Origin of the sequence: Roseibium algicola (assembly GCF_001999245.1) — a bacterium.
GTDB lineage: Bacteria > Pseudomonadota > Alphaproteobacteria > Rhizobiales > Stappiaceae > Roseibium > Roseibium algicola.
The window spans coordinates 5,544,859-5,562,912 of sequence record NZ_CP019630.1; the positions used below are offsets into that span (position 1 = coordinate 5,544,859).

General features: G+C 57.5%; 21 protein-coding genes. 18 read left to right on the plus strand and 3 right to left on the minus strand.

The features are described 5' to 3' along the window. Positions 1-19: 19 nt before the first annotated feature. The 3 genes from B0E33_RS25700 to B0E33_RS25710 form a co-directional block, all read right to left on the minus strand. The gene (locus B0E33_RS25700; protein ID WP_022998491.1) at positions 20-778 is read right to left on the minus strand and encodes a FadR/GntR family transcriptional regulator; all 759 of its coding nucleotides are present in this window, start codon (positions 776-778) and stop codon (positions 20-22) included. Between the two features lie 243 nt (positions 779-1,021). After that, positions 1,022-1,390 carry a PilZ domain-containing protein gene (locus tag B0E33_RS25705; protein ID WP_022998492.1) on the minus strand — a complete coding sequence of 123 codons (369 nt, stop codon included), beginning with the start codon at positions 1,388-1,390 and terminating at the stop codon, positions 1,022-1,024. A gap of 9 nt (positions 1,391-1,399) precedes the next feature. Then, positions 1,400-1,945 carry a hypothetical protein gene (locus tag B0E33_RS25710; protein ID WP_077292787.1) on the minus strand — a complete coding sequence of 182 codons (546 nt, stop codon included), beginning with the start codon at positions 1,943-1,945 and terminating at the stop codon, positions 1,400-1,402. 193 nt (positions 1,946-2,138) lie between these two features. Between B0E33_RS25710 and flgB the strand changes: the two genes are divergently transcribed. From flgB to B0E33_RS25800, 18 genes are all read left to right on the plus strand, one after another. Continuing rightward, positions 2,139-2,519: a flagellar basal body rod protein FlgB gene (gene flgB, locus B0E33_RS25715; RefSeq protein WP_022998493.1), complete on the plus strand. Its 381-nt coding sequence runs from the start codon at positions 2,139-2,141 to the stop codon at positions 2,517-2,519. A gap of 12 nt (positions 2,520-2,531) precedes the next feature. After that, a complete protein-coding gene (flgC, locus tag B0E33_RS25720) occupies positions 2,532-2,948 on the plus strand; it encodes a flagellar basal body rod protein FlgC (protein ID WP_077292788.1) in 417 nt (138 codons plus the stop codon). A 2-nt stretch (positions 2,949-2,950) separates the two neighbouring features. Next, positions 2,951-3,283 carry a flagellar hook-basal body complex protein FliE gene (fliE, locus tag B0E33_RS25725; protein WP_077292789.1) on the plus strand — a complete coding sequence of 111 codons (333 nt, stop codon included), beginning with the start codon at positions 2,951-2,953 and terminating at the stop codon, positions 3,281-3,283. Positions 3,284-3,331: 48 nt separating this feature from the next. Further along, a complete protein-coding gene (flgG, locus tag B0E33_RS25730) occupies positions 3,332-4,120 on the plus strand; it encodes a flagellar basal-body rod protein FlgG (RefSeq protein WP_022998496.1) in 789 nt (262 codons plus the stop codon). 13 nt (positions 4,121-4,133) lie between these two features. Further along, complete coding sequence (flgA, locus tag B0E33_RS25735; protein ID WP_055654468.1) at positions 4,134-4,589, plus strand: flagellar basal body P-ring formation chaperone FlgA; 456 nt, start codon at positions 4,134-4,136, stop codon at positions 4,587-4,589. Positions 4,590-4,593: 4 nt separating this feature from the next. After that, positions 4,594-5,700 (plus strand): flagellar basal body P-ring protein FlgI, encoded by a 1,107-nt coding sequence (flgI, locus tag B0E33_RS25740; RefSeq protein ID WP_055654466.1) that lies wholly within the window; start codon positions 4,594-4,596, stop codon positions 5,698-5,700. 193 nt (positions 5,701-5,893) lie between these two features. Then, positions 5,894-6,436, plus strand: coding sequence for a MotE family protein (locus B0E33_RS25745; RefSeq protein WP_055654463.1), 543 nt, complete (start codon positions 5,894-5,896; stop codon positions 6,434-6,436). Next, the gene (flgH, locus tag B0E33_RS25750) at positions 6,436-7,140 is read left to right on the plus strand and encodes a flagellar basal body L-ring protein FlgH (protein ID WP_022998500.1); all 705 of its coding nucleotides are present in this window, start codon (positions 6,436-6,438) and stop codon (positions 7,138-7,140) included. The genes B0E33_RS25745 and flgH overlap by 1 nt, the downstream gene beginning before the upstream one ends. Before the next feature lie 30 nt (positions 7,141-7,170). Further along, positions 7,171-7,671, plus strand: coding sequence for a flagellar basal body-associated FliL family protein (locus tag B0E33_RS25755; protein ID WP_055654461.1), 501 nt, complete (start codon positions 7,171-7,173; stop codon positions 7,669-7,671). Then, entirely contained in the window at positions 7,668-8,411 is a 744-nt protein-coding gene (fliP, locus tag B0E33_RS25760) for a flagellar type III secretion system pore protein FliP (RefSeq protein ID WP_077292791.1), read from the plus strand. The genes B0E33_RS25755 and fliP overlap by 4 nt, the downstream gene beginning before the upstream one ends. Positions 8,412-8,717: 306 nt before the next feature. After that, the gene (locus tag B0E33_RS25765; RefSeq protein ID WP_031268437.1) at positions 8,718-9,620 is read left to right on the plus strand and encodes a flagellin N-terminal helical domain-containing protein; all 903 of its coding nucleotides are present in this window, start codon (positions 8,718-8,720) and stop codon (positions 9,618-9,620) included. A gap of 167 nt (positions 9,621-9,787) precedes the next feature. Continuing rightward, positions 9,788-11,434, plus strand: coding sequence for a flagellar basal-body MS-ring/collar protein FliF (fliF, locus tag B0E33_RS25770; RefSeq protein ID WP_062488683.1), 1,647 nt, complete (start codon positions 9,788-9,790; stop codon positions 11,432-11,434). After that, positions 11,434-12,072 carry a hypothetical protein gene (locus B0E33_RS25775; RefSeq protein ID WP_055654457.1) on the plus strand — a complete coding sequence of 213 codons (639 nt, stop codon included), beginning with the start codon at positions 11,434-11,436 and terminating at the stop codon, positions 12,070-12,072. Before fliF ends, B0E33_RS25775 begins: the two co-directional genes overlap by 1 nt. Then, complete coding sequence (locus B0E33_RS25780) at positions 12,072-13,568, plus strand: MotB family protein (protein WP_077292792.1); 1,497 nt, start codon at positions 12,072-12,074, stop codon at positions 13,566-13,568. The genes B0E33_RS25775 and B0E33_RS25780 overlap by 1 nt, the downstream gene beginning before the upstream one ends. Beyond that, positions 13,568-14,803 carry a MotC family chemotaxis protein gene (locus tag B0E33_RS25785; RefSeq protein WP_077292793.1) on the plus strand — a complete coding sequence of 412 codons (1,236 nt, stop codon included), beginning with the start codon at positions 13,568-13,570 and terminating at the stop codon, positions 14,801-14,803. Before B0E33_RS25780 ends, B0E33_RS25785 begins: the two co-directional genes overlap by 1 nt. Then, positions 14,793-16,076 (plus strand): flagellar hook-length control protein FliK, encoded by a 1,284-nt coding sequence (locus B0E33_RS25790; RefSeq protein ID WP_167579600.1) that lies wholly within the window; start codon positions 14,793-14,795, stop codon positions 16,074-16,076. Before B0E33_RS25785 ends, B0E33_RS25790 begins: the two co-directional genes overlap by 11 nt. Further along, positions 16,030-16,605: a transglycosylase SLT domain-containing protein gene (locus tag B0E33_RS25795; RefSeq protein ID WP_062488687.1), complete on the plus strand. Its 576-nt coding sequence runs from the start codon at positions 16,030-16,032 to the stop codon at positions 16,603-16,605. The genes B0E33_RS25790 and B0E33_RS25795 overlap by 47 nt, the downstream gene beginning before the upstream one ends. Before the next feature lie 169 nt (positions 16,606-16,774). Beyond that, positions 16,775-18,049: a flagellar hook protein FlgE gene (locus B0E33_RS25800; RefSeq protein WP_022998510.1), complete on the plus strand. Its 1,275-nt coding sequence runs from the start codon at positions 16,775-16,777 to the stop codon at positions 18,047-18,049. Positions 18,050-18,054: the final 5 nt, after the last annotated feature.

Sequence of the window (18,054 nt, forward strand, 5' to 3'; positions counted from 1 at the left end):
AGGTGTCCTGTGAACCACGTCACTCCTGGAGGGTCGAAGCGACCAGCTTGTCCGCCATGGCCTTGTTTTGCACCAGCATGTCTTTCATGCGTCCACGCGCCAGTTCTGCGTCTCCGGAATCGATCGCTTCAGCAACGCCGACGTGATTGCGACGTGCAATCTTTTCTTCCGGAGGGGTTCGTTGTGAAGCGGCATAGGAAAAGAGCATAACCGCGTAGATCAGATTCTGGAGCTGGGAAAGCATCTGATTGCCACTGGCCTGCAGGATCGTGGCATGGAACATGTAGTCGGCGCCGATCATGCTTTCCTGACCATCCAGAGGATGGATGGCACGCGCGGCCGCAAGAATGGTGTCGCGTTGCTCCCGGCTTGCGTTGACGGCTGCCAGGGCGGCGGCCTCCGGCTCGAAAATCAGTCTGAGGTCGGTTGCTTCCGCATAAATTCTCGCAGTCTGCGGACTTCTTGGGTCATGCCAGCGAATGACGTCCGGATCGAGAAGGTTCCAGTCGTCAAAGGGGCAGACCCGAGACCCATATCTGCGTGCCGTTCGAACGAGCCCTTTGCCGCAAAGCACCTTGATGGCTTCTCGGACAACAGTTCGCGAAACACCGAGGCTGTCGACAAGTTCGTCCTCACGCGGAAGGATCGCGCCTGTCGGATATTCTCCCCGCGCAATCTTTCTACCGAGATGTTCGACCGTATCTTTGACTGCCCCCGTCGGCAGGGATGTAAGGACCTTGTCCGGAAGTTCGAAGAAATTACGCTTTTTATTATCCATTCAACAGACTCAGGCAGTCGGGTCTTTCCAATCGTATTTGATCGGCGAGACCGGCGTTGTGTCCTGCGCATGTTTTACAAGCGAATTTTATAAAATACTAGATTTAATGAGTTGCCACGACGTTTTGCAAAGCTAATACGTCGCTTCTGGAGTCTCTTTATGTCGCTGCTGTTTGAATTATTGACCATTCAGGCAAGGAAATGAATTCGCTGCTTTGAAATTTGTAGGACAATTACTCGGGACCTAGCCATCCAGAGCATAAAGCCTTTGTGCAAGTTTTCTGACGCCGGTGTTCTTGAAGTGCCGGATACTTGCAGGTGGAACTAAATAGACAACTCCGGCGGCCAGTCCGTCGCGCCAGCGCAGCTGCACTTCGGCAACGGTTTTGGGGACGGCATCGAAGACATAGAACTCCTCCGGCAGGTCGGTAACCTCGTTCAGTACGAGACGGACACCTCCATCCGAAATGTCCCTGATCGTGCAATCGCAAATAAATTCATTGTCCAGACTCGCAAGTTTCGCGGGGCGCAATCTTGTGCGTTGGCGCGGATGCAGGCGACGCTGAATTGCTGCGGCAATGGAGTCCCGTTTCGAAGACAGAAATGAAAACATGGCACAACCTCAGTTGTTGGGTCTTGATGGGGCGAGCGGTCCCGTTGGCCTTAAGGGCTCTGGTCTGCCGGAACCGGGGAGTACGGGCCGATAGCTGGGATCTCCCAGCGTCGAGGGGCGGTGTGTGACTGGTGATTGTGCGTTCCGGCAAAGGCGATATGCAAGATCGTACAAACCGCGCCAACCAGCCGGTGTGCTGCCAAGGTTGTCCAGCACTGCAAGTGCACCGCCCGTTATTGCACCCCTGCGTGCTCCACTTGGGCCTTCCCAGGCGCCGCCTGCAACGGCGCCTTCCATCGCGCCGTCGACGATCGGCATGTCCGATTGATCCTTGTTGATATGCGCATCTGCATAGGCTCTTGCGTAGGCGTCGCAGTTCGTGGTCTGGGCTGAGGCTTCTGGGGCCAGGCAGGCAACTGAAGCAGCGATTGCAGCCTGCAGGAGCCCGGCCTTCGCAAGCTGGACACGGTGCATCGTGAAGGCGCGACATATGAATGGTTGGACCGAGGGTCTGGCTGCTTTCCTTGCGCAGGTCGGCGGCTGCAGACGTTTCATACGCTTCTCCCTAATACCGAATACTGAAAGGGCAGGGGCGCCCGCACCGGTAATGCATGCACACCGAAGATTGCGTGAAACTTGCGTCGCAGGCGTCCGGGAAGGAACCCTGCCAAATCATCACGGTCGAACAGTTTCGGGCAAGCTTGGCTGACTATCCCTTGGGGCAACCTGAGCTGATAGGAGGTCTTCTATGGAACCTGTGTTCCTGACCAAACTCGTTTCGAATAGCAATGACTGGCTGTCCGTCCGCCAGGCGACCATTGCCGAAAACATTGCCAACGCAAATACGCCAGGCTTCCGCTCCAAGGACCTGGAACCGTTCACAACCGTGATCAGCAAAACCCAGCTTGCCATGACCGCAACTCATGACGGCCATCTTGGTCAGACCATGGAAGCCGCGCGCAAGTCCGATGTCGAAAAGGCGGATAGCTGGACGGTCACGCATTCCGGTAACTCCGTCAGCCTGGAACAGGAACTCATGAAGGCAGGAGAGGTCGCGCGCGATCATTCGTTGAACGCCAGTATCGCGAAGTCCTTTCACCGCATGTACCTCTCCACAGTGAAATCCTAAAGGAAAACAATCATGTCTGATCCGCTTTCCACAACCTTGCAGATTTCCGGCGCTGGTCTCAGAGCGCAGTCGGAGCGGTTGAGAGTTGTGTCCGAAAACCTCGCCAACGCCCGCTCTACCGGCGAAGCAGCCGGCGATGATCCCTATCGGCGCAAGACCATCACGTTCGAAAGTGAATTCAACCGCGCCGTCCAGGCCAACCTGGTTTCCGTGAAGGACATCGGCAAGGACAAAGCCGAGTTCGCGGTGGAATACGACCCCGGCCATCCGGCGGCAGACGAGAACGGCTACGTCAAGATGCCGAATGTCAACACGCTGCTTGAACTGGCCGATATGCGTGAAACCAACCGCTCTTACGAAGCCAATCTGAAAGTCATGACGCAGGCCCGCGAGATGGTCATGCGCAACATTGACCTGTTGAGGAACTGATCATGATCAATGAAATCTCCGCGCTGACATCGTCGACCGACGGCGTCCTGAAAGCAGCCTCCACCACCAGGTACACGGCGAGTACGCCGGATCTTGGCGGCACGGGCGCCGTGGGCGAATCCAGTTTCTCCGATGTGATGGCGAAAGTTTCGACCGATGCGATCGACAAGATCAAGCAAGGCGAAGCGGTATCGATTGCAGGTGTCGACGGACAGGCGTCGGTACAGCAGGTGGTCGAGGCCGTAATGGCTGCTGAATCGACCCTCCAGACCGCAATTGCCATCCGCGACAAGGTCGTGAGCGCCTATCAGGAAATCAGCCGCATGTCGATCTGATCGAAGGCTTGGCCTCGATAAGCGATTGTAATTACCAGGAGAAAATCCATGAAAGCCCTTGCTATCGCCGCGACCGGCATGAGCGCCCAGCAGACGAATGTCGAAGTGGTCGCCAACAACATCGCCAACATGAACACCACGTCCTTCAAACGTTCGCAGGCGGAATTCTCAGACCTGCTCTATCAGGCAGAGCGCCTGCAGGGCGTGCCGAACCGGGGTGGTGAAGATCCTGTACCGGAAGGTGCTCAGCTTGGTCTGGGCGTTCGTACCGCCGGGATCCGCAAACTCCATGCCCAAGGCTCGCTGACCAACACCGGCAACCAGTTCGATGTTGCGCTCGATGGGCGGGGATGGTTCGAAATTACCGGTCCTGATGACGAAACACTGTTTACCCGAGCCGGTTCGTTCAACAAGAATGCAGACGGCAGACTGGTGACCATTGACGGCTATGCCGTCGAACCGGCGATCATCATTCCGCAAGAAACCATTGAAGTTGTCGTCAATGAATCGGGTCAGGTCTATGCCAAGGTCGATGGCGAGATGACGCCTCGTGAACTTGGACAGCTGACGCTTTCCAATTTTGCCAACGATGTCGGTCTGGAACCAGTGGGTGGCAACCTTTTCCGTGAAACCGAGGCGTCTGGCACGCCTGTTACCGGTGTTGCGGGTGATCCGGGTTTCGGCGTGGTTCGCCAGGGGTATCTGGAAAGCTCCAACGTTGATCCGGTAAAGGAAATCACTGCCTTGATCAGCGCTCAGCGCGGCTATGAAATGAACTCCAAGGTCATGAAAGCCGCCGACGAGATGGCCGGTACCGTCACCAACGGCATTCGCTAACAGGGAGAAGGTGATGACGATCCGATCCCTTTTCCTGGTGCTGGTCATGATCTTCAGCACCGGGGCAGCGAAAGCAGCCGGAGGCATAGATCTGCCGGTTCCGCGCCAGACCATACCGGCTGGAACCGAAATCACTCACCAGGATCTGATCGAACGGTCGTTTCCAACGAGGACAGCGCAGCAATTCGCGGTGTCTACCAACAGGGGCCAACTGGTTGGCATGGTTGCACGGCGTACGTTGCTTCCAGGACAGCCGGTACCGATCAATTCGGTCGAAAAGCCGGTCCTTGTTCGTCGTGGTGAGCCGGCGCGACTGGTTTTCCGTGAGCAGGGGCTGGTGATCATCATGCAGGTGGAAGCTCTTCAGAACGGCGGAGCCGGCAACTTCGTACGCGTACGCAATGTCGATAGCGGTCTGGTTGTTTCCGGGCGGGTTCAAGAAGACGGCACCATACGTGTGGAGAACTGATTTTATGACCCGGTTACTCGTTTTTGTTCTGGCTGCACTGTTGGCCTTGCCGGTGTCGGCAATGTCCATGGTGCGGATCAAGGACATCGCCAGTCTGCAAGGGGTGCGCGACAACCAGCTTGTCGGCTATGGCCTCGTTATCGGTCTGAAAGGATCCGGCGACACGTTGCGCAATTCCCCATTCACGGAGCAATCGCTGCAATCGATGCTCGACAGTCTGGGGGTGAACGTACGCGATGCGCGGCTGCGGACGCGTAACGTAGCAGCCGTTGTCGTGACCGCCGAAATGCCGTCTTTCATCGGTCAGGGATCGACGATCGACGTAAGTGTGTCCTCGCTTGGCGATGCGACGTCACTTGCCGGGGGTACTCTCATCGCTACCCCTTTGCTGGGAGCTGACGGGCAAATCTACGCGGTTGCGCAGGGCCCCGTTGCAGTATCAGGTTTCTCGGAGCTGGGGCAGGCGGAAAGCCTGACCCAGGGGATACCGACTGTCGGTCGGGTTCCAAACGGTGGTCTCATCGAAAGAGATTTGCCGGCTAAATTTTCGCAAATACCTAACCTGGTTCTCGAACTTTCCAATCCGGATTTCCGCACCGCAGTGCGTATCGCCGATGCGATCAACCAGTTCACCAGGGAGCGATACGGCATCAAGGTGGCCAAGGAGCGCGACTATCGCACCGTGGTACTCACGCCTCCGCAAAACATCAGTGTCACGCGGTTCATCGCTGAAATCGAGGCTATTCGGGTGACGCCTGACCAGATTGCGAAGGTCGTGATCGATGAGCGAACAGGGACTGTGGTCATAGGCAAGGATGTGCAGATTTCGACCGTTGCGATTACCCATGGCAATCTGACGGTTCGTATATCGGAAGCACCCGAGGTTTCGCAGCCGTCGCCGTTTTCGCTGAATGGCCAGACAGTGGTTGTGCCACGAACATATGTCGATGCTCAGGAAAGCGGTGGTCAACTGGCTGTTGTCGGTGGAACGGACCTGCCCACGCTGGTACGAGGTCTCAACCGGATCGGTCTGCGACCAACTGGTATCATCGCCATCCTTCAGGCGATCAAGACAGCCGGCGCGCTGCAGGCGGAACTCGTGGTGCAATAAGTCAGACCTGGTCCTAACCCAACAGGGAAGCCAGCACTCATGTGGTCTGAACCCCTGAAGGGCGGGATGACGTCTCCTTCATGAGAGCAATTCTGAAACGCCGCTTTTTGAAGCGGCGTTTTTTTGCGACAGCCTCACGCAAGCTCGATCTCCGATTGTGCGGTCAAAGAGGTTCTGCACAAGGGAAGGCCTTATGCCACGACATTTGGACCGCGGCCGCACATTCACGCTTCTGGTGCTTGCGGCAGTTTCGCTCACATTTGGCGGCCAGGCCATTGCCCAGGCGCCGCGTCAGAAGCCGCAGGCACGCGAAAGCGCGATTGCGCCCGTACCGCCACAGGACAGCGAGCTCTATTGCAAGAACATCGCCGAAGCGGCTTCGGATGCGCGCATCAAGTGGCAGACCTGGAAACTGATCAGCCTGGAGGCAAGTCTCCGGGACAGGATTGAAGAATTGCAGCGCAAAGAGCGCGAATTCGAAAAATGGGTCGAGCGGCGCGAAGACCTTCTCAACGAAGTCGAGGATCAGGTTGTCTCCATTATCGGGCGCATGCGTCCGGAAGCAGCTGCGGCGCAGCTGCAGACGACCGACGAGGAAGCCGCTGTTGGCGTTCTCCTGAAACTGAAGGCCCGTGTTGCCAGCAGCATTCTCGATGAGATGGAGCCTTCCCGTGCTGCCCAGCTAACCCAATCGATGATGGGCCTGACCCATCCCGAAATACAACGGAGTTTCTGATGCGCGCTTTTGTGATCTCCCTAGGAGCTGCGATGCTGACCGGCTGTGCCGGGCAGCTGGAAGACGTTGGTCGCGCACCGGAGATGTCTCCGGTCGGGTACGGCCTTGCCGTTCAACAGCCGGCAGCTTATCCGCTGAGCACTTTCGGGCAGGGCACGGTCAAGGACTACAACTCCTTGTGGGCCAGCGGTCGCGACAATTTCTTTGCAGACCCGCGTGCGAAGAAGGTCGGTGATGTGCTGACAGTAACCATCCAGATCAATGACCGCGCGAACATGGACAACAGTTCGGATCGCCGCCGCACTTCCGATATCGGTTGGGGTGGCACCATGGATTACGACTGGGATGGCATCGGGCATGGTGGCAGCGGCAATCTTGGCGTTGATTCCGGCTCCGGTTCCGCGGGTTCCGGCTCTATCGATCGGTCGGAAGAAATCCAGCTGTCCGTTGCCGCCGTCGTCACGGACCGGCTGCCGAATGGCAACCTGGTGATCTCCGGCTCGCAGGAAATGCGCGTCAACTTCGAGATGCGCATCCTGCAAATCGCCGGGATCGTACGTCCGCGGGACATTCAGGCCAACAACACCATTCCTTACGACAAGATTGCCGAAGCGCGGGTCTCCTATGGTGGCCGCGGCAGGATCACCGAGGTTCAGCAACCGGCCTGGGGGCAGCAGATCTACGACATCGTGACGCCCTTCTGAGCCCTTCCTGAAAGTACCGGAAAGACCCAAATGCCTAATATCATTGAAGTTCCTTTTGAGGGTGCGCGGGAAAATCAGCGCAGCTCCGGTTTCGTCGCGGCGTTGGTGCTCCTGACGCTGATTGGCGGTGGCGCTGGAGCGGGCCTTGCAAAATATGTTGCGGACTATACGGAAGAGGAAGTTCATGGCCGGCTTCGCCAGCAACAGAGCTTTACCGAAACGCTGCCGTTTTCGCCTTCGACACGCCTGCAGACGCTTGAACCGCTCGTGACAAATCTGGCATCGCCGCAAGACGCCTGGATCAGGTTGCAGGCGTCAATTCTTCTGGAAGACGATCCGGACGGTGATGTCGGTGTGCTCAAGAAAAAGGTCGAGGACGATTTTCTAGGCTACATGCGCACGCTTACGCTCTCTCATCTGGAAGGGGGGATCGGTTTGCAGCATCTTCGCGAAGATCTCACCGAGCGCGCTCAGACACGCACCAAAGGTCAGGTGAACGAAGTCATTCTGGAATCGGTGGTTATTCAATGAGCCGTCTTCTTGTTGCCGGCCTTGTACTGGTCGCGATGACGGGGGCTGCGGCTGCCCAGGTGCCGGATCTTTCTGCGTTGCTACCTGCAGGAGAGGGCAGTGCCAGCGGCCGCATCATCCAGATGATTGCACTCTTGACGGTGCTTTCTCTGGCTCCGGGCATCCTGATCATGGTGACGAGCTTCACCCGTTTCGTGATCGCTTTCTCGTTCCTGAGGTCCGGTATAGGTCTTCAAACAACACCGGGTAACCTGATCCTCATTTCGCTGGCCCTCTTCATGACTTTTTACGTCATGGCTCCAACTTTCGACAAAGCCTGGGAGCAGGGTGTTCAGCCTCTGATGAACAACGAGATCTCCGAGGAAGAGGCCTATGTGCGGATCACAACGCCCTTCCGGGACTTCATGCTCAGCCAGGTGCGCGAAGAAGATCTCGTTCTCTTTGATGATCTTGCGGCCGGCCGCGTGACAGAAAACGAAGCGGCCTCTGCAGAGGAAGTTGAACTGCGTGTCTTGATCCCGGCTTTCATGATTTCCGAGTTGCGCCGGGGTTTCGAAATCGGATTTTTGATCGCGTTGCCTTTTCTCGTGATCGATATGATCGTCGCAACGATCACCATGTCCATGGGTATGATGATGTTGCCACCAACAATCATATCGTTGCCTTTCAAGGCGTTGTTCTTTGTTTTGATCGACGGATGGAACCTTCTGGTCGGTAGTCTTGTGCGATCATTCTTGTAACCGACGGAGGCGTCGGGGCGCAAAAGGGCGGGGCCGAAAGGCTCCGCTTTTTTGTTTTGGCGATAAGATCGCGCGCGACTATATCTTTTGGTCCAAGATTAGGCCTTGGAGAAATTCGAAAAAGATCAAATTGCCCGTATCGACGTAAGCTTCACGCAAGATTGAGCCGCTAGGGTCATTTTCACAGCAGGTTGAACCCCAAACTACCCACGGTTCAAAAGCATGACGCTGCTCCTGCTGTGCCGGTGCAAACCCGGCATGTCCCAATCCAATCCAGTACACACTGACACATTGAAGGGACATATCATGTCTAGCTTGATGACGAACGCTTCCGCAATGACCGCTCTGCAGACTCTGCGGAACACCAGCGCCAACCTGGCAGAGACGCAGAACCGCATCTCCACCGGTTATCGCGTTGCCGGCGCGGAAGACAACGCTGCCTACTGGTCCATCGCAACCACCATGCGTTCTGACAACATGGCTCTTAGCGCCGTTGAAGACTCTCTGGGTCTGGGTGCTGCGACCGTCGACGTCATGTACACTGCTATGGACAGCACTGTTGATGTCATGAACGAAATCAAAGCCAAGCTTGTTGCTGCCCGTACTCCGGGTGTCGACCGCGGCAAGATCCAGTCCGACATCAACGAACTGCAGAACCAGCTTAAGTCGACTGCCGAATCCGCTGTTTTCAACGGTGAAAACTGGCTGTCTTCCGACGTGACCACCGTTACATCGAAAGAAATCGTCAGCTCCTTCACCCGCGTCGGTGGTGCGGTTTCCGTTCTGACGACCACGGTTGATATCACCGCTACCCAGCTCTATGACACCACTGGTGGTGGTACCGGTATCCTCGATCGTGCTCTGACGAACGGTAACGTTGTCGACACCATCGACATCTCCGCTCTGACGGACAGCGCTGCCGACCTGACCACTCTGGAAGGCATGATCTCGGATGTCGACGAAGCTCTGGGCCTCATCACAGACTCCGCAACCCTGCTCGGTTCCACCAAGAAGCGCGTTGATCTGCAGAAGGACTTCGTGTCCGCTCTGATCGACTCGATCGACCGTGGTGTCGGCCAGCTCGTGGATGCTGACATGAACAAAGAATCGACCCGCCTCCAGGCTCTGCAGACTCAGCAGCAGCTCGGTATCCAGGCTCTGTCGATCGCCAACCAGGGTTCGCAGAACATTCTGTCCCTGTTCCGTTAATCCAACCAGTTTATCTGACCGGATTTCCAGGCAAGAGGACCGCGCCCTTCGGGGCGCGGTTTTTTTGTGTCCAGAATTTCCGTCTTCAGGCCCGGGTGACAGGCTCGCGCAAGGTCCAGTTCCGATAGTGGTTCAAACAGAACGTTACGTGCATGAAGGGGTTATGCATGCCGGGCCGTGAACACGCCGAAAAACTATGGGCAAACCTGATGGAACTGGGAGTGCGCAGACTTGTCGCGCTCGCCTTGATCGGGCTCGCTACAATCGCGACCGTCGGCGCGGGAGCATATTACTTGAGCCGACCGGAACAGACCGTCCTCTATACGGGTCTCGACGGTGAAGACGTCACTCGCATCGGTTCCGCGCTGCGGGACGCCGGCATTCCTTTCGACATCAATTCGGAAGGCACCGCCGTCATGGTGAGCCATGCGCAGACAGCCAAGGCGCGCATGCTTCTGGCCGAAAAGGGTCTCCCGCGTGGAGCCAACTCCGGCTACGAGCTCTTCGACGAGTTGGGGTCGCTTGGGTTGACCTCCTTCATGCAGGAAGTGACACGGGTGCGAGCGCTTGAAGGTGAGCTTGCCCGAACCATCCAGCTCATGAAGGGGATCCGGGCAGCGCGCGTTCATATCGTGTTGCCAGAGAAAGGATCTTTCAGGCGCGATCAGCAGCCGCCGTCGGCATCTGTCGTCATCCGTTCCGATGTGCCAGACGATGTACGAACCGCCGATGCCATCCGCCACCTGGTTGCTGCCGGTGTTCCGGGCATGCAAGCCGACAAGGTTACAGTGCTCGACACGTCCGGTGGTATCCTGGCGGCCGGCCAGGATCCGACCAAGGCCTCCGCAGGCCAGCTTGCCAGCCTCGAGACGGCTGTCAGCAGCCGGATCCAGGAAAACATTCGCAAGACCCTGACGCCATATCTTGGCCTGGACAACTTCGAGGTCAGTGTCGCCGCGGAGCTGAACACGGACCGCAAGACGATTGCCGAGACGATTTTCGATCCGGACTCGCGGACCGAGCGCTCAATCCGGACCATTCGCGAAAACGAGAACGCTCAGAACTCCAGCGTCTCGGCACCGACAACGGTCGAGCAGAACCTTCCTGAAGAGGATGTGTCCGCGGACAACGGTGAGCGTTCCAGCGAAGAAAACGAGCGGCGCGAGGAAACCGTTAATTACGAGATCTCCTCCAAACGCATCGAGACGTCTCAGGATGGCTATCGTGTCGACCGTCTGTCCATTGCGGTTCTGGTTGATAAGTCCCGTCTTGCGCAGTCTCTTGGCGGCGAACCGACCCAGGCTCAACTGGATGAACAGCTGACGGAAATCGAAGCACTGGTTGCTTCTTCTGCGGGGATTGAAAAAGAACGGGGAGACCTGGTCAAGGTTGCTGTCGTCGACTTCATTGACGGCGGCCGGGCCATGGAGCCGATCCCGCCGATCAGCATCACCGAATATCTGATGCGCCAGTCCGGCAACATCATCAATGCGCTCGCAATCCTGACCGTGTCGATGCTGGTGATCTGGTTCGGTCTGCGGCCTGCCGTGGCTGCCCTGGTGCCGCAAATGGCCAAGCCGCAGGTCGAAATGGCCGAACTCGGAATGCTGCCGGAGACTGCGGAAGGGACTGCAGAAGCAGTCGACGGGGATCAGACCTTCCTGATGCCGCCGGATCATTCCGACATGCTGCAGGACCTCAACAGCCGGCGCAACAAGTCCGCGCTCCGGAAGCTGGAATCCTTGCTGGAGTTCAACGAGGAACAGTCTGCCGCGATCCTGCGCCAGTGGCTCTATGAATCGGAGCGCATCTAATGACCACCTCAATCGCTTCCCATATTCCCGTCCTGTCCGCCTCCAGATTCAAGTCCTTCGGTGCATTCGACCCCGCTCTCGTGGACGTTCTGGAGCCTTGCGAGGAAGCTGTGCCCGAACCCAGCCTGGAAGAACAGCTTCAGGCCGAATACGAGCGCGGCCTGGCGGAAGGCAGTGACCGCACGATGGCTCATTTTCAGGCCATCCTGGAACAGGAGCGCGAGGAGCACGCAAGGCAGCTCAAAGACGAGCGTGACCGGTTCGACATGCGTGAATCGGCCAACGTGAGCGCCTCCATCGAAGGCTTCCTCAATGTTATGGAGCAGCGGATCTCCTATTCGCTTTCCAAGCTTCTTCAACCTTTCCTGACAGAGCAGATCGTCGACCAGCTGGTCGATGCCTTTGCCGGCAATCTTCGGCAACTGACCGAGGAAACGGAGGGCAAAATGATCAGGCTGCGCGGACCGGAAACTCTGGTCAGCCGAGTGCTGGAGCAGTTGCCGGCCTTGAGAGACCGGATCGACGTTCAGCATGCTGATCAGGTCGAACTGGTGGCTCTGCTTGACGAGACAACCATTGAAACACGGCTCGGACAATGGCTCGGCCAGCTTGAAGCCTTGAAAGGGGAGGCAGACTGATGTTGGACGGCGTCCCGAATGAAATCGTAATTGTCCGGCGCAAGAACAGCTGGGAAGACGATCAGCTGCCACATGGCGTCTGGAAGATTGCCTACGCGGATTTCATGACCGCATTGATGGCCTTTTTTCTGGTCATGTGGCTGATCAATGTGACCGACGACAGCGTGCGTCGCGGCGTTGCGCAGTATTTCAACCCGGTCAAACTTGCCTCCACGGCTCCGAACCGCAAGGGCCTGAACGATCCGGAGATCAACGGCGATACCAACGAAGCCGGCACCAAGCTTTTCACCGGCAAATTGGGTGGGTCTGATGCGCCGGTCGATCAGGATGAGAACTTCGGTGATGGCCTGGACAAGGGACACAGACTGGAGGAGGTGGTCGAGACACCGGAGATGGGTGGGGCTCCGGCCTCTGGGCAGTTTACCCAGACCCATTCGGAATCGATCCTTTTCACGGATCCCTATGCCGTACTCGACACCCTTTCGCAGAAAATCCGTGTCGCCGATGTGCGGGAGGACAACCCAAAGGGTATAGGCACAGGTCTTCAGAAAAACGAAGGCGTTCAGGGTGGGCAGGCCTATCGGGATCCCTTTGATCCGATGTTCTGGCAGTTCCGTCCTGGCCGAGGTGTCGCCAGTGCCGAGGCAGCTCCTGACGTAAGTTTGCCGGGCGATGGTACCGCGCCTTCTACCCAGGCTCTGGCCGGTGAATTCGCCTTTGCTGCGCCGTTTGAAGATGGCACGCAACCTGAGACCGGCATTACCCGGCAAAACGGAAACGCTGCCCCTGGAAATGGGCCTAGCAACGGGGACTACATGGCGGAACAATCCGGAACGACGTCCTTTGAATTTGTCAGCAACGGCGCACTTCCCGACAACGGGGATACGACGGATCAGGTCGTCGCTCATGTGCTTGGCAAGTCGCTTCAGGCGTCTTCAACCGAGGTGATCGCTGAAGTCCAGACAGAAACGGTCATTGGTACCGGAGACGGTGAGGGCACTTACGAAGAAGACTTCACGGAAAGCAGCGCCGAGGTACTGGTCGCCCGTCTTTCGGAAGTCCTTGCCCAGACTGAGGGGACAGCTCTTGAGGAAACCGCCAGTCAGATTACGGTGACGAGAGAAGGTGAGGGAGCCTTGATCAGCCTTACCGACGACCAGAACTTCGGTATGTTCGCCATCGGGTCTGCCGAGCCACGCCCGGAACTCGTCAAACTGCTTGAACGGATTGGCAAGGTGGTTGCCGAAACTCCGGGACAGATTGTCATCAAGGGTCATACGGACGCGCGCCCTTTCAAAAGCAAGACCTATGACAACTGGCGCTTGTCGTCGGCACGCGCTCACATGGCTCTCTACATGCTCACTCGCGGAGGTGTCGGCAAGGACAGGTTCAACCGAGTCGAAGGCTACGCCGATCAGGATCTGAAAGTTCCTTCCGATCCTCTTGCTGCCTCCAACAGGCGGATTGAGATCTACTTGCTGGAAGGGGCTCGGTAATGCGCTGCCTTTCCATCAGGATCCCTTGCTTCAAAGGTCTGCTCCTTGGCTTGATTGCGGCCGTCTTCTGGGTGTCGGCAGGCTGGGCGCAGCAGGTTGGTAAGCAGACTTCGGATCCGGAACCATTTGAAATGATCCGGTCGCTGCAGTCCTTGCAAGAGCAGATCGCACAGGGCAACAGCCATGTGATGCAGGCGCAGCGAGCCTTGCTGACAAAGATGGACGCAAGTTTCGTCGTGTTGCCAGCCGACGCGTGGCAGGAACCACGCAACGCGCGGGCGGCCGTCATCCATCTTCTGAGTGGCGGACACCCAGACGTAATGCGGTATCTCTTGTCCCTCGATCCGGCACCCGCTGTCGACCGCAAACTCATGGAAGCGTCGCTTGCCTATGTCGAAGGCAGGGAAGAGGACATGATCGTTCTTCTGGCGGCGATCGATCCGCTGGAACTGCCGGCAAGCCTGGGGGGACATGTCGCACTGGTAAAGGCTGCACCCTACATCCGCACGGATCCGGAAAAGGCGATGGAACTGCTTCAGGTCGCCAGCCTACTGATGCCTGGAACGCTCGTCGAGGAAGCTGCTCTTCGCCGGGAAGTCTTCGTCGCTGGGATGACCGGGAACGTCGATCGCTTTCGAGTTCTCAGCATCCGGTATCTTCGCCGGTTCCGCACGTCGGTTTACGCTGGTGATTTCCGCAGGCGATTTGCCCTGTCACTGGACACGCTCGGATTTGTCAAAAGCGAGGACAAGTTCGCGCTTCTGGATGACGTGCTGCACGAATTCGATGCCGACAGCAGGCGCGGTCTTTATCTTCGGCTGGCCCGTTCCGCCCTGCTGGCAGGCCATCTGAATGTCGCGCGAAAGGCAACGGGAGAAGCGCTGACGCTAACCGTCGACGGCACCAAGGAAAACGAAATCCTGAAGATCTATCTTGCGGCAACCCGTCTCGACCCGGAGTTCATTACAGCCAACCGAGACCTGTTGTGGTCGATCGACAAGTCGATCCTGACAGCGCAGGACCTGGCGATGCTTGACGGCGTCTATACCGTGCTCAACTCGGTCCGGCATTTTCCGGAGCCGCCGCCCAACGTGATCGGCGAATTCAACGTCGCGACCAATATGGACGCTCCTGAAGATCAAAGCTGGGTCAGCGCGGACATGGAACTTGCGAATGTTCTGTTGCGCCGGACGGGAAAGTCCCTCGCTCAATTGGGAGAACAGGATGAGCGTTAACACTCAGGCATTCGTTCCGACTGCGCCGAAGTCCGGCAAGTCGACGGACGCTGGAACGGGCGAGCGCGGGCAAACCTCTTCCAAAGAAGCCGCAGCTGCATTCCAGGCCGTCATGCAGAACATGAAAAAAGGCGATGCTGCCGAAGATGCGGCAGGAAAACCCGGGTCTGAAACATCTGATCAGGCAGACGGGGCTACGGGTGATGCAAACGGCAAGACCGGTTCCGGCAAGGAACAGGCGGCTGGTTCTGCGGCGTTTTCGACCAGCAATCTTGTCGATGCCCTGCGTCAGGCTTCCCAGAACGCACTGTCACGCAAGGCGAAGGATGGCGAGGGCCTGGATGGTGCGGTCGAGGGACAAACGGACCCGAAGGCCGAAACCATGTTGCAGAGTTCGGCAGCGCATGTGGGGTTGTCGCTAAATGCGGTGCTGGCTGGAAAACCCGGGCAGGTTCCCTCGTCGCAGGCCCAGTCTGGTGCAGCCCCTATGCCTTCGCTCCTGCAAGGGCAGGCCAACGGCATGCCGGTTGGTGATCCCGATGGACCTGCACAGACCGGAACTTCTTCGCTCTTCGCGCAGTTCGGCGTCGAACCGGAGGCAATTTCCGACGGCGAAGGACGTGGGGCTATTGGCCGGTCCATGTTGCCGGACGAAGCGGCGGGCACCGTCAAGGTTCTGCGCCAGGAAACCCACTTTGCACCGAATATGCGACTCTCCCCCGCGCAACAGGTGGGTGACCAGATCGCCGCTGCGGTAAAGGATATGGCTTCCAGCTCCGCATCACTTGACGGTGGCATAACTGCCAAGGCGGAAGGTCCTGTTCTGAAAACACTGGATATCCAGCTCACGCCACATGAGCTCGGCACCGTGAAAGTGTCTCTCAGGATGGTCGGTGATACAGTGGAAGTGTCGCTTGTAACGAGCAGGGCGCAAACTGCGGAACTCCTGAAGCAAGACCGGCAACTGCTCGATCAGATGCTCAGGACGACCGGGGTCAAGGCTGATGCCATCACGATCCAGGCTGGAGACGACCGGATCCAGGTCCAGGCGGGAAGCAACGCTTCAGGCCCTCAGGCCCAGAACCAGAATGGCGCTGGTGGCGGTAACCCGTTTGACGGCCAACCGCAGAGTTCCGGCAACGGTGCCGGACAGCAGAATGGGCGTCCGGGCCAAAACTCCAGAGAAGACGCGTATCAGGCTTCTGAAACAACAAGAGGAACAGGTCATGAGGAAGGTTCTGACATCAGCCTTTCTGACGGCATCTATCTTTAGTGCTCTCGCCGTTAGCGTGCCTGCGGCTGCCGAGACCCAGAACGTTTGCGAACGCGAGATGATCTCGGCTGCGCGAAAGTACAACGTGCCGCTCGGCGTGCTTTATGCGGTCGGGCTGACGGAAACCGGGCGGCGCAATTCGCTGTACCCCTATGCCCTCAATATCGAGGGAAAGTCCGTGTTTCCTCCCAGCCGGCAAGCCGCGAAGCAGGACGTGATTGATGCGCAACAGCACGGCAAGAAGCTGATCGACATCGGCTGTATGCAGATCAACCATCATTACCACGGTGACCAGTTCCGTTCGGTGGATCAGATGCTGGAACCACGTGCAAATGTGCAATATGCGGCAAGGTTCCTGAAGGACCTGAGGCGGCGCCAGGGATCCTGGACGATGGCTGTTGCCCGCTATCATGCGGGTCCGAACAATGATCCCGCGCAAAAACGGTATGTCTGCACGGTGATCCGCAACATGGTTGCTTCCGGTTTTGGAAACTGGACACAGCAGTCCAAGCAATTCTGCGGCGCCTGATCTCTGAAAAGCACCGGACAGCTTGCCCGGTGCTTTCGTTTTGTTTGATAGATAAATTTTTACATAATTAAGTATCTGAATGGAAAGAATAATTATTTTCTCGCAACAGCTTCGCGCAAGTTAGGTCGGTTTGACTGTCTCCAGTTGATTTGGACACAGGAGACCTGTCATGGGCCTTTTCGGAGTTATGCGAACCGGCGTTTCCGGCATGAACGCACAGTCGAGCAAGCTCGGCACAGTTGCCGAAAACATTATGAACTCGAGCACGACAGGCTATAAGCGCGCCCAGTCGGAATTTTCCTCACTGGTTGTTTCGCAAGGGGCTGGCTCGTTCAACTCCGGCGGCGTCGAGGCGCACACCCAGTACCAGGTTTCCAAGCAGGGAAACATCAGCTTCACCACGTCGAAGCTTGATCTTGCGGTGGATGGCAACGGCTTCTTCGTTGTCGGCAACGAGGCGGGTGAAAGCTTTCTGACCCGCGCCGGTCACTTCGTTCCGGATGGAGATGGCTATCTCCTGAATACGGCCGGCTATTATCTCCAGGGCTATCCGATCACGGGCAACACCGCGCCAACAACCGTTGCCAACGGTCTTGGTGGTCTGGAGCGGATCAACATCACCCAGAACCAGCTGGAAGCCACTCCCACCAGCGAAGCGTTCCTGCGCGTGAACGTGAGTGAAGACGCGGCGATTGTACCGGCGGCGGATTTGCCCTCCGCCAACGCAGCAACCGCGAGCTATTCCCACAAGACGTCCATGATCGTGTACGACAACCTCGGCAACGAGGTGAAACTGGATGTCTATTACTCCAAGGTCACGGAAACGGCTGCAGACAGTGATTGGGAAGTCTCGATCTACAACGCGGCAGATGCCGCACCCGGTGGCGGGTTTCCCTATACTGCTCCGGCACTGAATACCCAGACGCTGACCTTCGACGTCACCACAGGCAATCTCACCGGTGCCAGTGCGACCGCAATCAATATCGCGGTTCCCAATGGTGGCACCTTCGACCTGGATCTTGATCAGTCGACCTACCTGAATGCCGATTTCACGGTCACCAACGTTGATGCGGACGGGAACGCACCGAGTGCGGTGAAGAACGTCGAATTCTCTGACGACGGCACTCTGTTTGCCATCTACACCAACGGTGACCGCCGGGCGATCTACAAGATCCCGCTGGCGGATGTACCGAGCCCTGACAGGCTCTCCAACAAATCCGGCAACGTCTACAGCACGTCCTTCGATTCCGGTGATGTCCGGGTCGGTTTCGCGGGCGAGGGCGGCCTTGGCAGCATCAAGGTTGGTGGCCTTGAGGACTCCAACGTCGACCTCGGCAACGAGCTCACCTCGATGATCGAATCCCAGCGCACCTACACGGCCAATTCCCAGGTGTTCAAGGCCGGTTCCGACCTGCTCGAGCAGCTCGTCAACCTGGTCCGCTAACACGG

Coding starts and splice junctions, on each gene's coding strand:
- B0E33_RS25700 (WP_022998491.1), bottom strand. CDS start 778: ATGGATAATAAAAAGCGTAATTTCTTCGAACTTCCGGACAAGGTCCTT.
- B0E33_RS25705 (WP_022998492.1), bottom strand. CDS start 1,390: ATGTTTTCATTTCTGTCTTCGAAACGGGACTCCATTGCCGCAGCAATT.
- B0E33_RS25710 (WP_077292787.1), bottom strand. CDS start 1,945: ATGAAACGTCTGCAGCCGCCGACCTGCGCAAGGAAAGCAGCCAGACCC.
- flgB (WP_022998493.1), top strand. CDS start 2,139: ATGGAACCTGTGTTCCTGACCAAACTCGTTTCGAATAGCAATGACTGG.
- flgC (WP_077292788.1), top strand. CDS start 2,532: ATGTCTGATCCGCTTTCCACAACCTTGCAGATTTCCGGCGCTGGTCTC.
- fliE (WP_077292789.1), top strand. CDS start 2,951: ATGATCAATGAAATCTCCGCGCTGACATCGTCGACCGACGGCGTCCTG.
- flgG (WP_022998496.1), top strand. CDS start 3,332: ATGAAAGCCCTTGCTATCGCCGCGACCGGCATGAGCGCCCAGCAGACG.
- flgA (WP_055654468.1), top strand. CDS start 4,134: ATGACGATCCGATCCCTTTTCCTGGTGCTGGTCATGATCTTCAGCACC.
- flgI (WP_055654466.1), top strand. CDS start 4,594: ATGACCCGGTTACTCGTTTTTGTTCTGGCTGCACTGTTGGCCTTGCCG.
- B0E33_RS25745 (WP_055654463.1), top strand. CDS start 5,894: ATGCCACGACATTTGGACCGCGGCCGCACATTCACGCTTCTGGTGCTT.
- flgH (WP_022998500.1), top strand. CDS start 6,436: ATGCGCGCTTTTGTGATCTCCCTAGGAGCTGCGATGCTGACCGGCTGT.
- B0E33_RS25755 (WP_055654461.1), top strand. CDS start 7,171: ATGCCTAATATCATTGAAGTTCCTTTTGAGGGTGCGCGGGAAAATCAG.
- fliP (WP_077292791.1), top strand. CDS start 7,668: ATGAGCCGTCTTCTTGTTGCCGGCCTTGTACTGGTCGCGATGACGGGG.
- B0E33_RS25765 (WP_031268437.1), top strand. CDS start 8,718: ATGTCTAGCTTGATGACGAACGCTTCCGCAATGACCGCTCTGCAGACT.
- fliF (WP_062488683.1), top strand. CDS start 9,788: ATGCCGGGCCGTGAACACGCCGAAAAACTATGGGCAAACCTGATGGAA.
- B0E33_RS25775 (WP_055654457.1), top strand. CDS start 11,434: ATGACCACCTCAATCGCTTCCCATATTCCCGTCCTGTCCGCCTCCAGA.
- B0E33_RS25780 (WP_077292792.1), top strand. CDS start 12,072: ATGTTGGACGGCGTCCCGAATGAAATCGTAATTGTCCGGCGCAAGAAC.
- B0E33_RS25785 (WP_077292793.1), top strand. CDS start 13,568: ATGCGCTGCCTTTCCATCAGGATCCCTTGCTTCAAAGGTCTGCTCCTT.
- B0E33_RS25790 (WP_167579600.1), top strand. CDS start 14,793: ATGAGCGTTAACACTCAGGCATTCGTTCCGACTGCGCCGAAGTCCGGC.
- B0E33_RS25795 (WP_062488687.1), top strand. CDS start 16,030: ATGAGGAAGGTTCTGACATCAGCCTTTCTGACGGCATCTATCTTTAGT.
- B0E33_RS25800 (WP_022998510.1), top strand. CDS start 16,775: ATGGGCCTTTTCGGAGTTATGCGAACCGGCGTTTCCGGCATGAACGCA.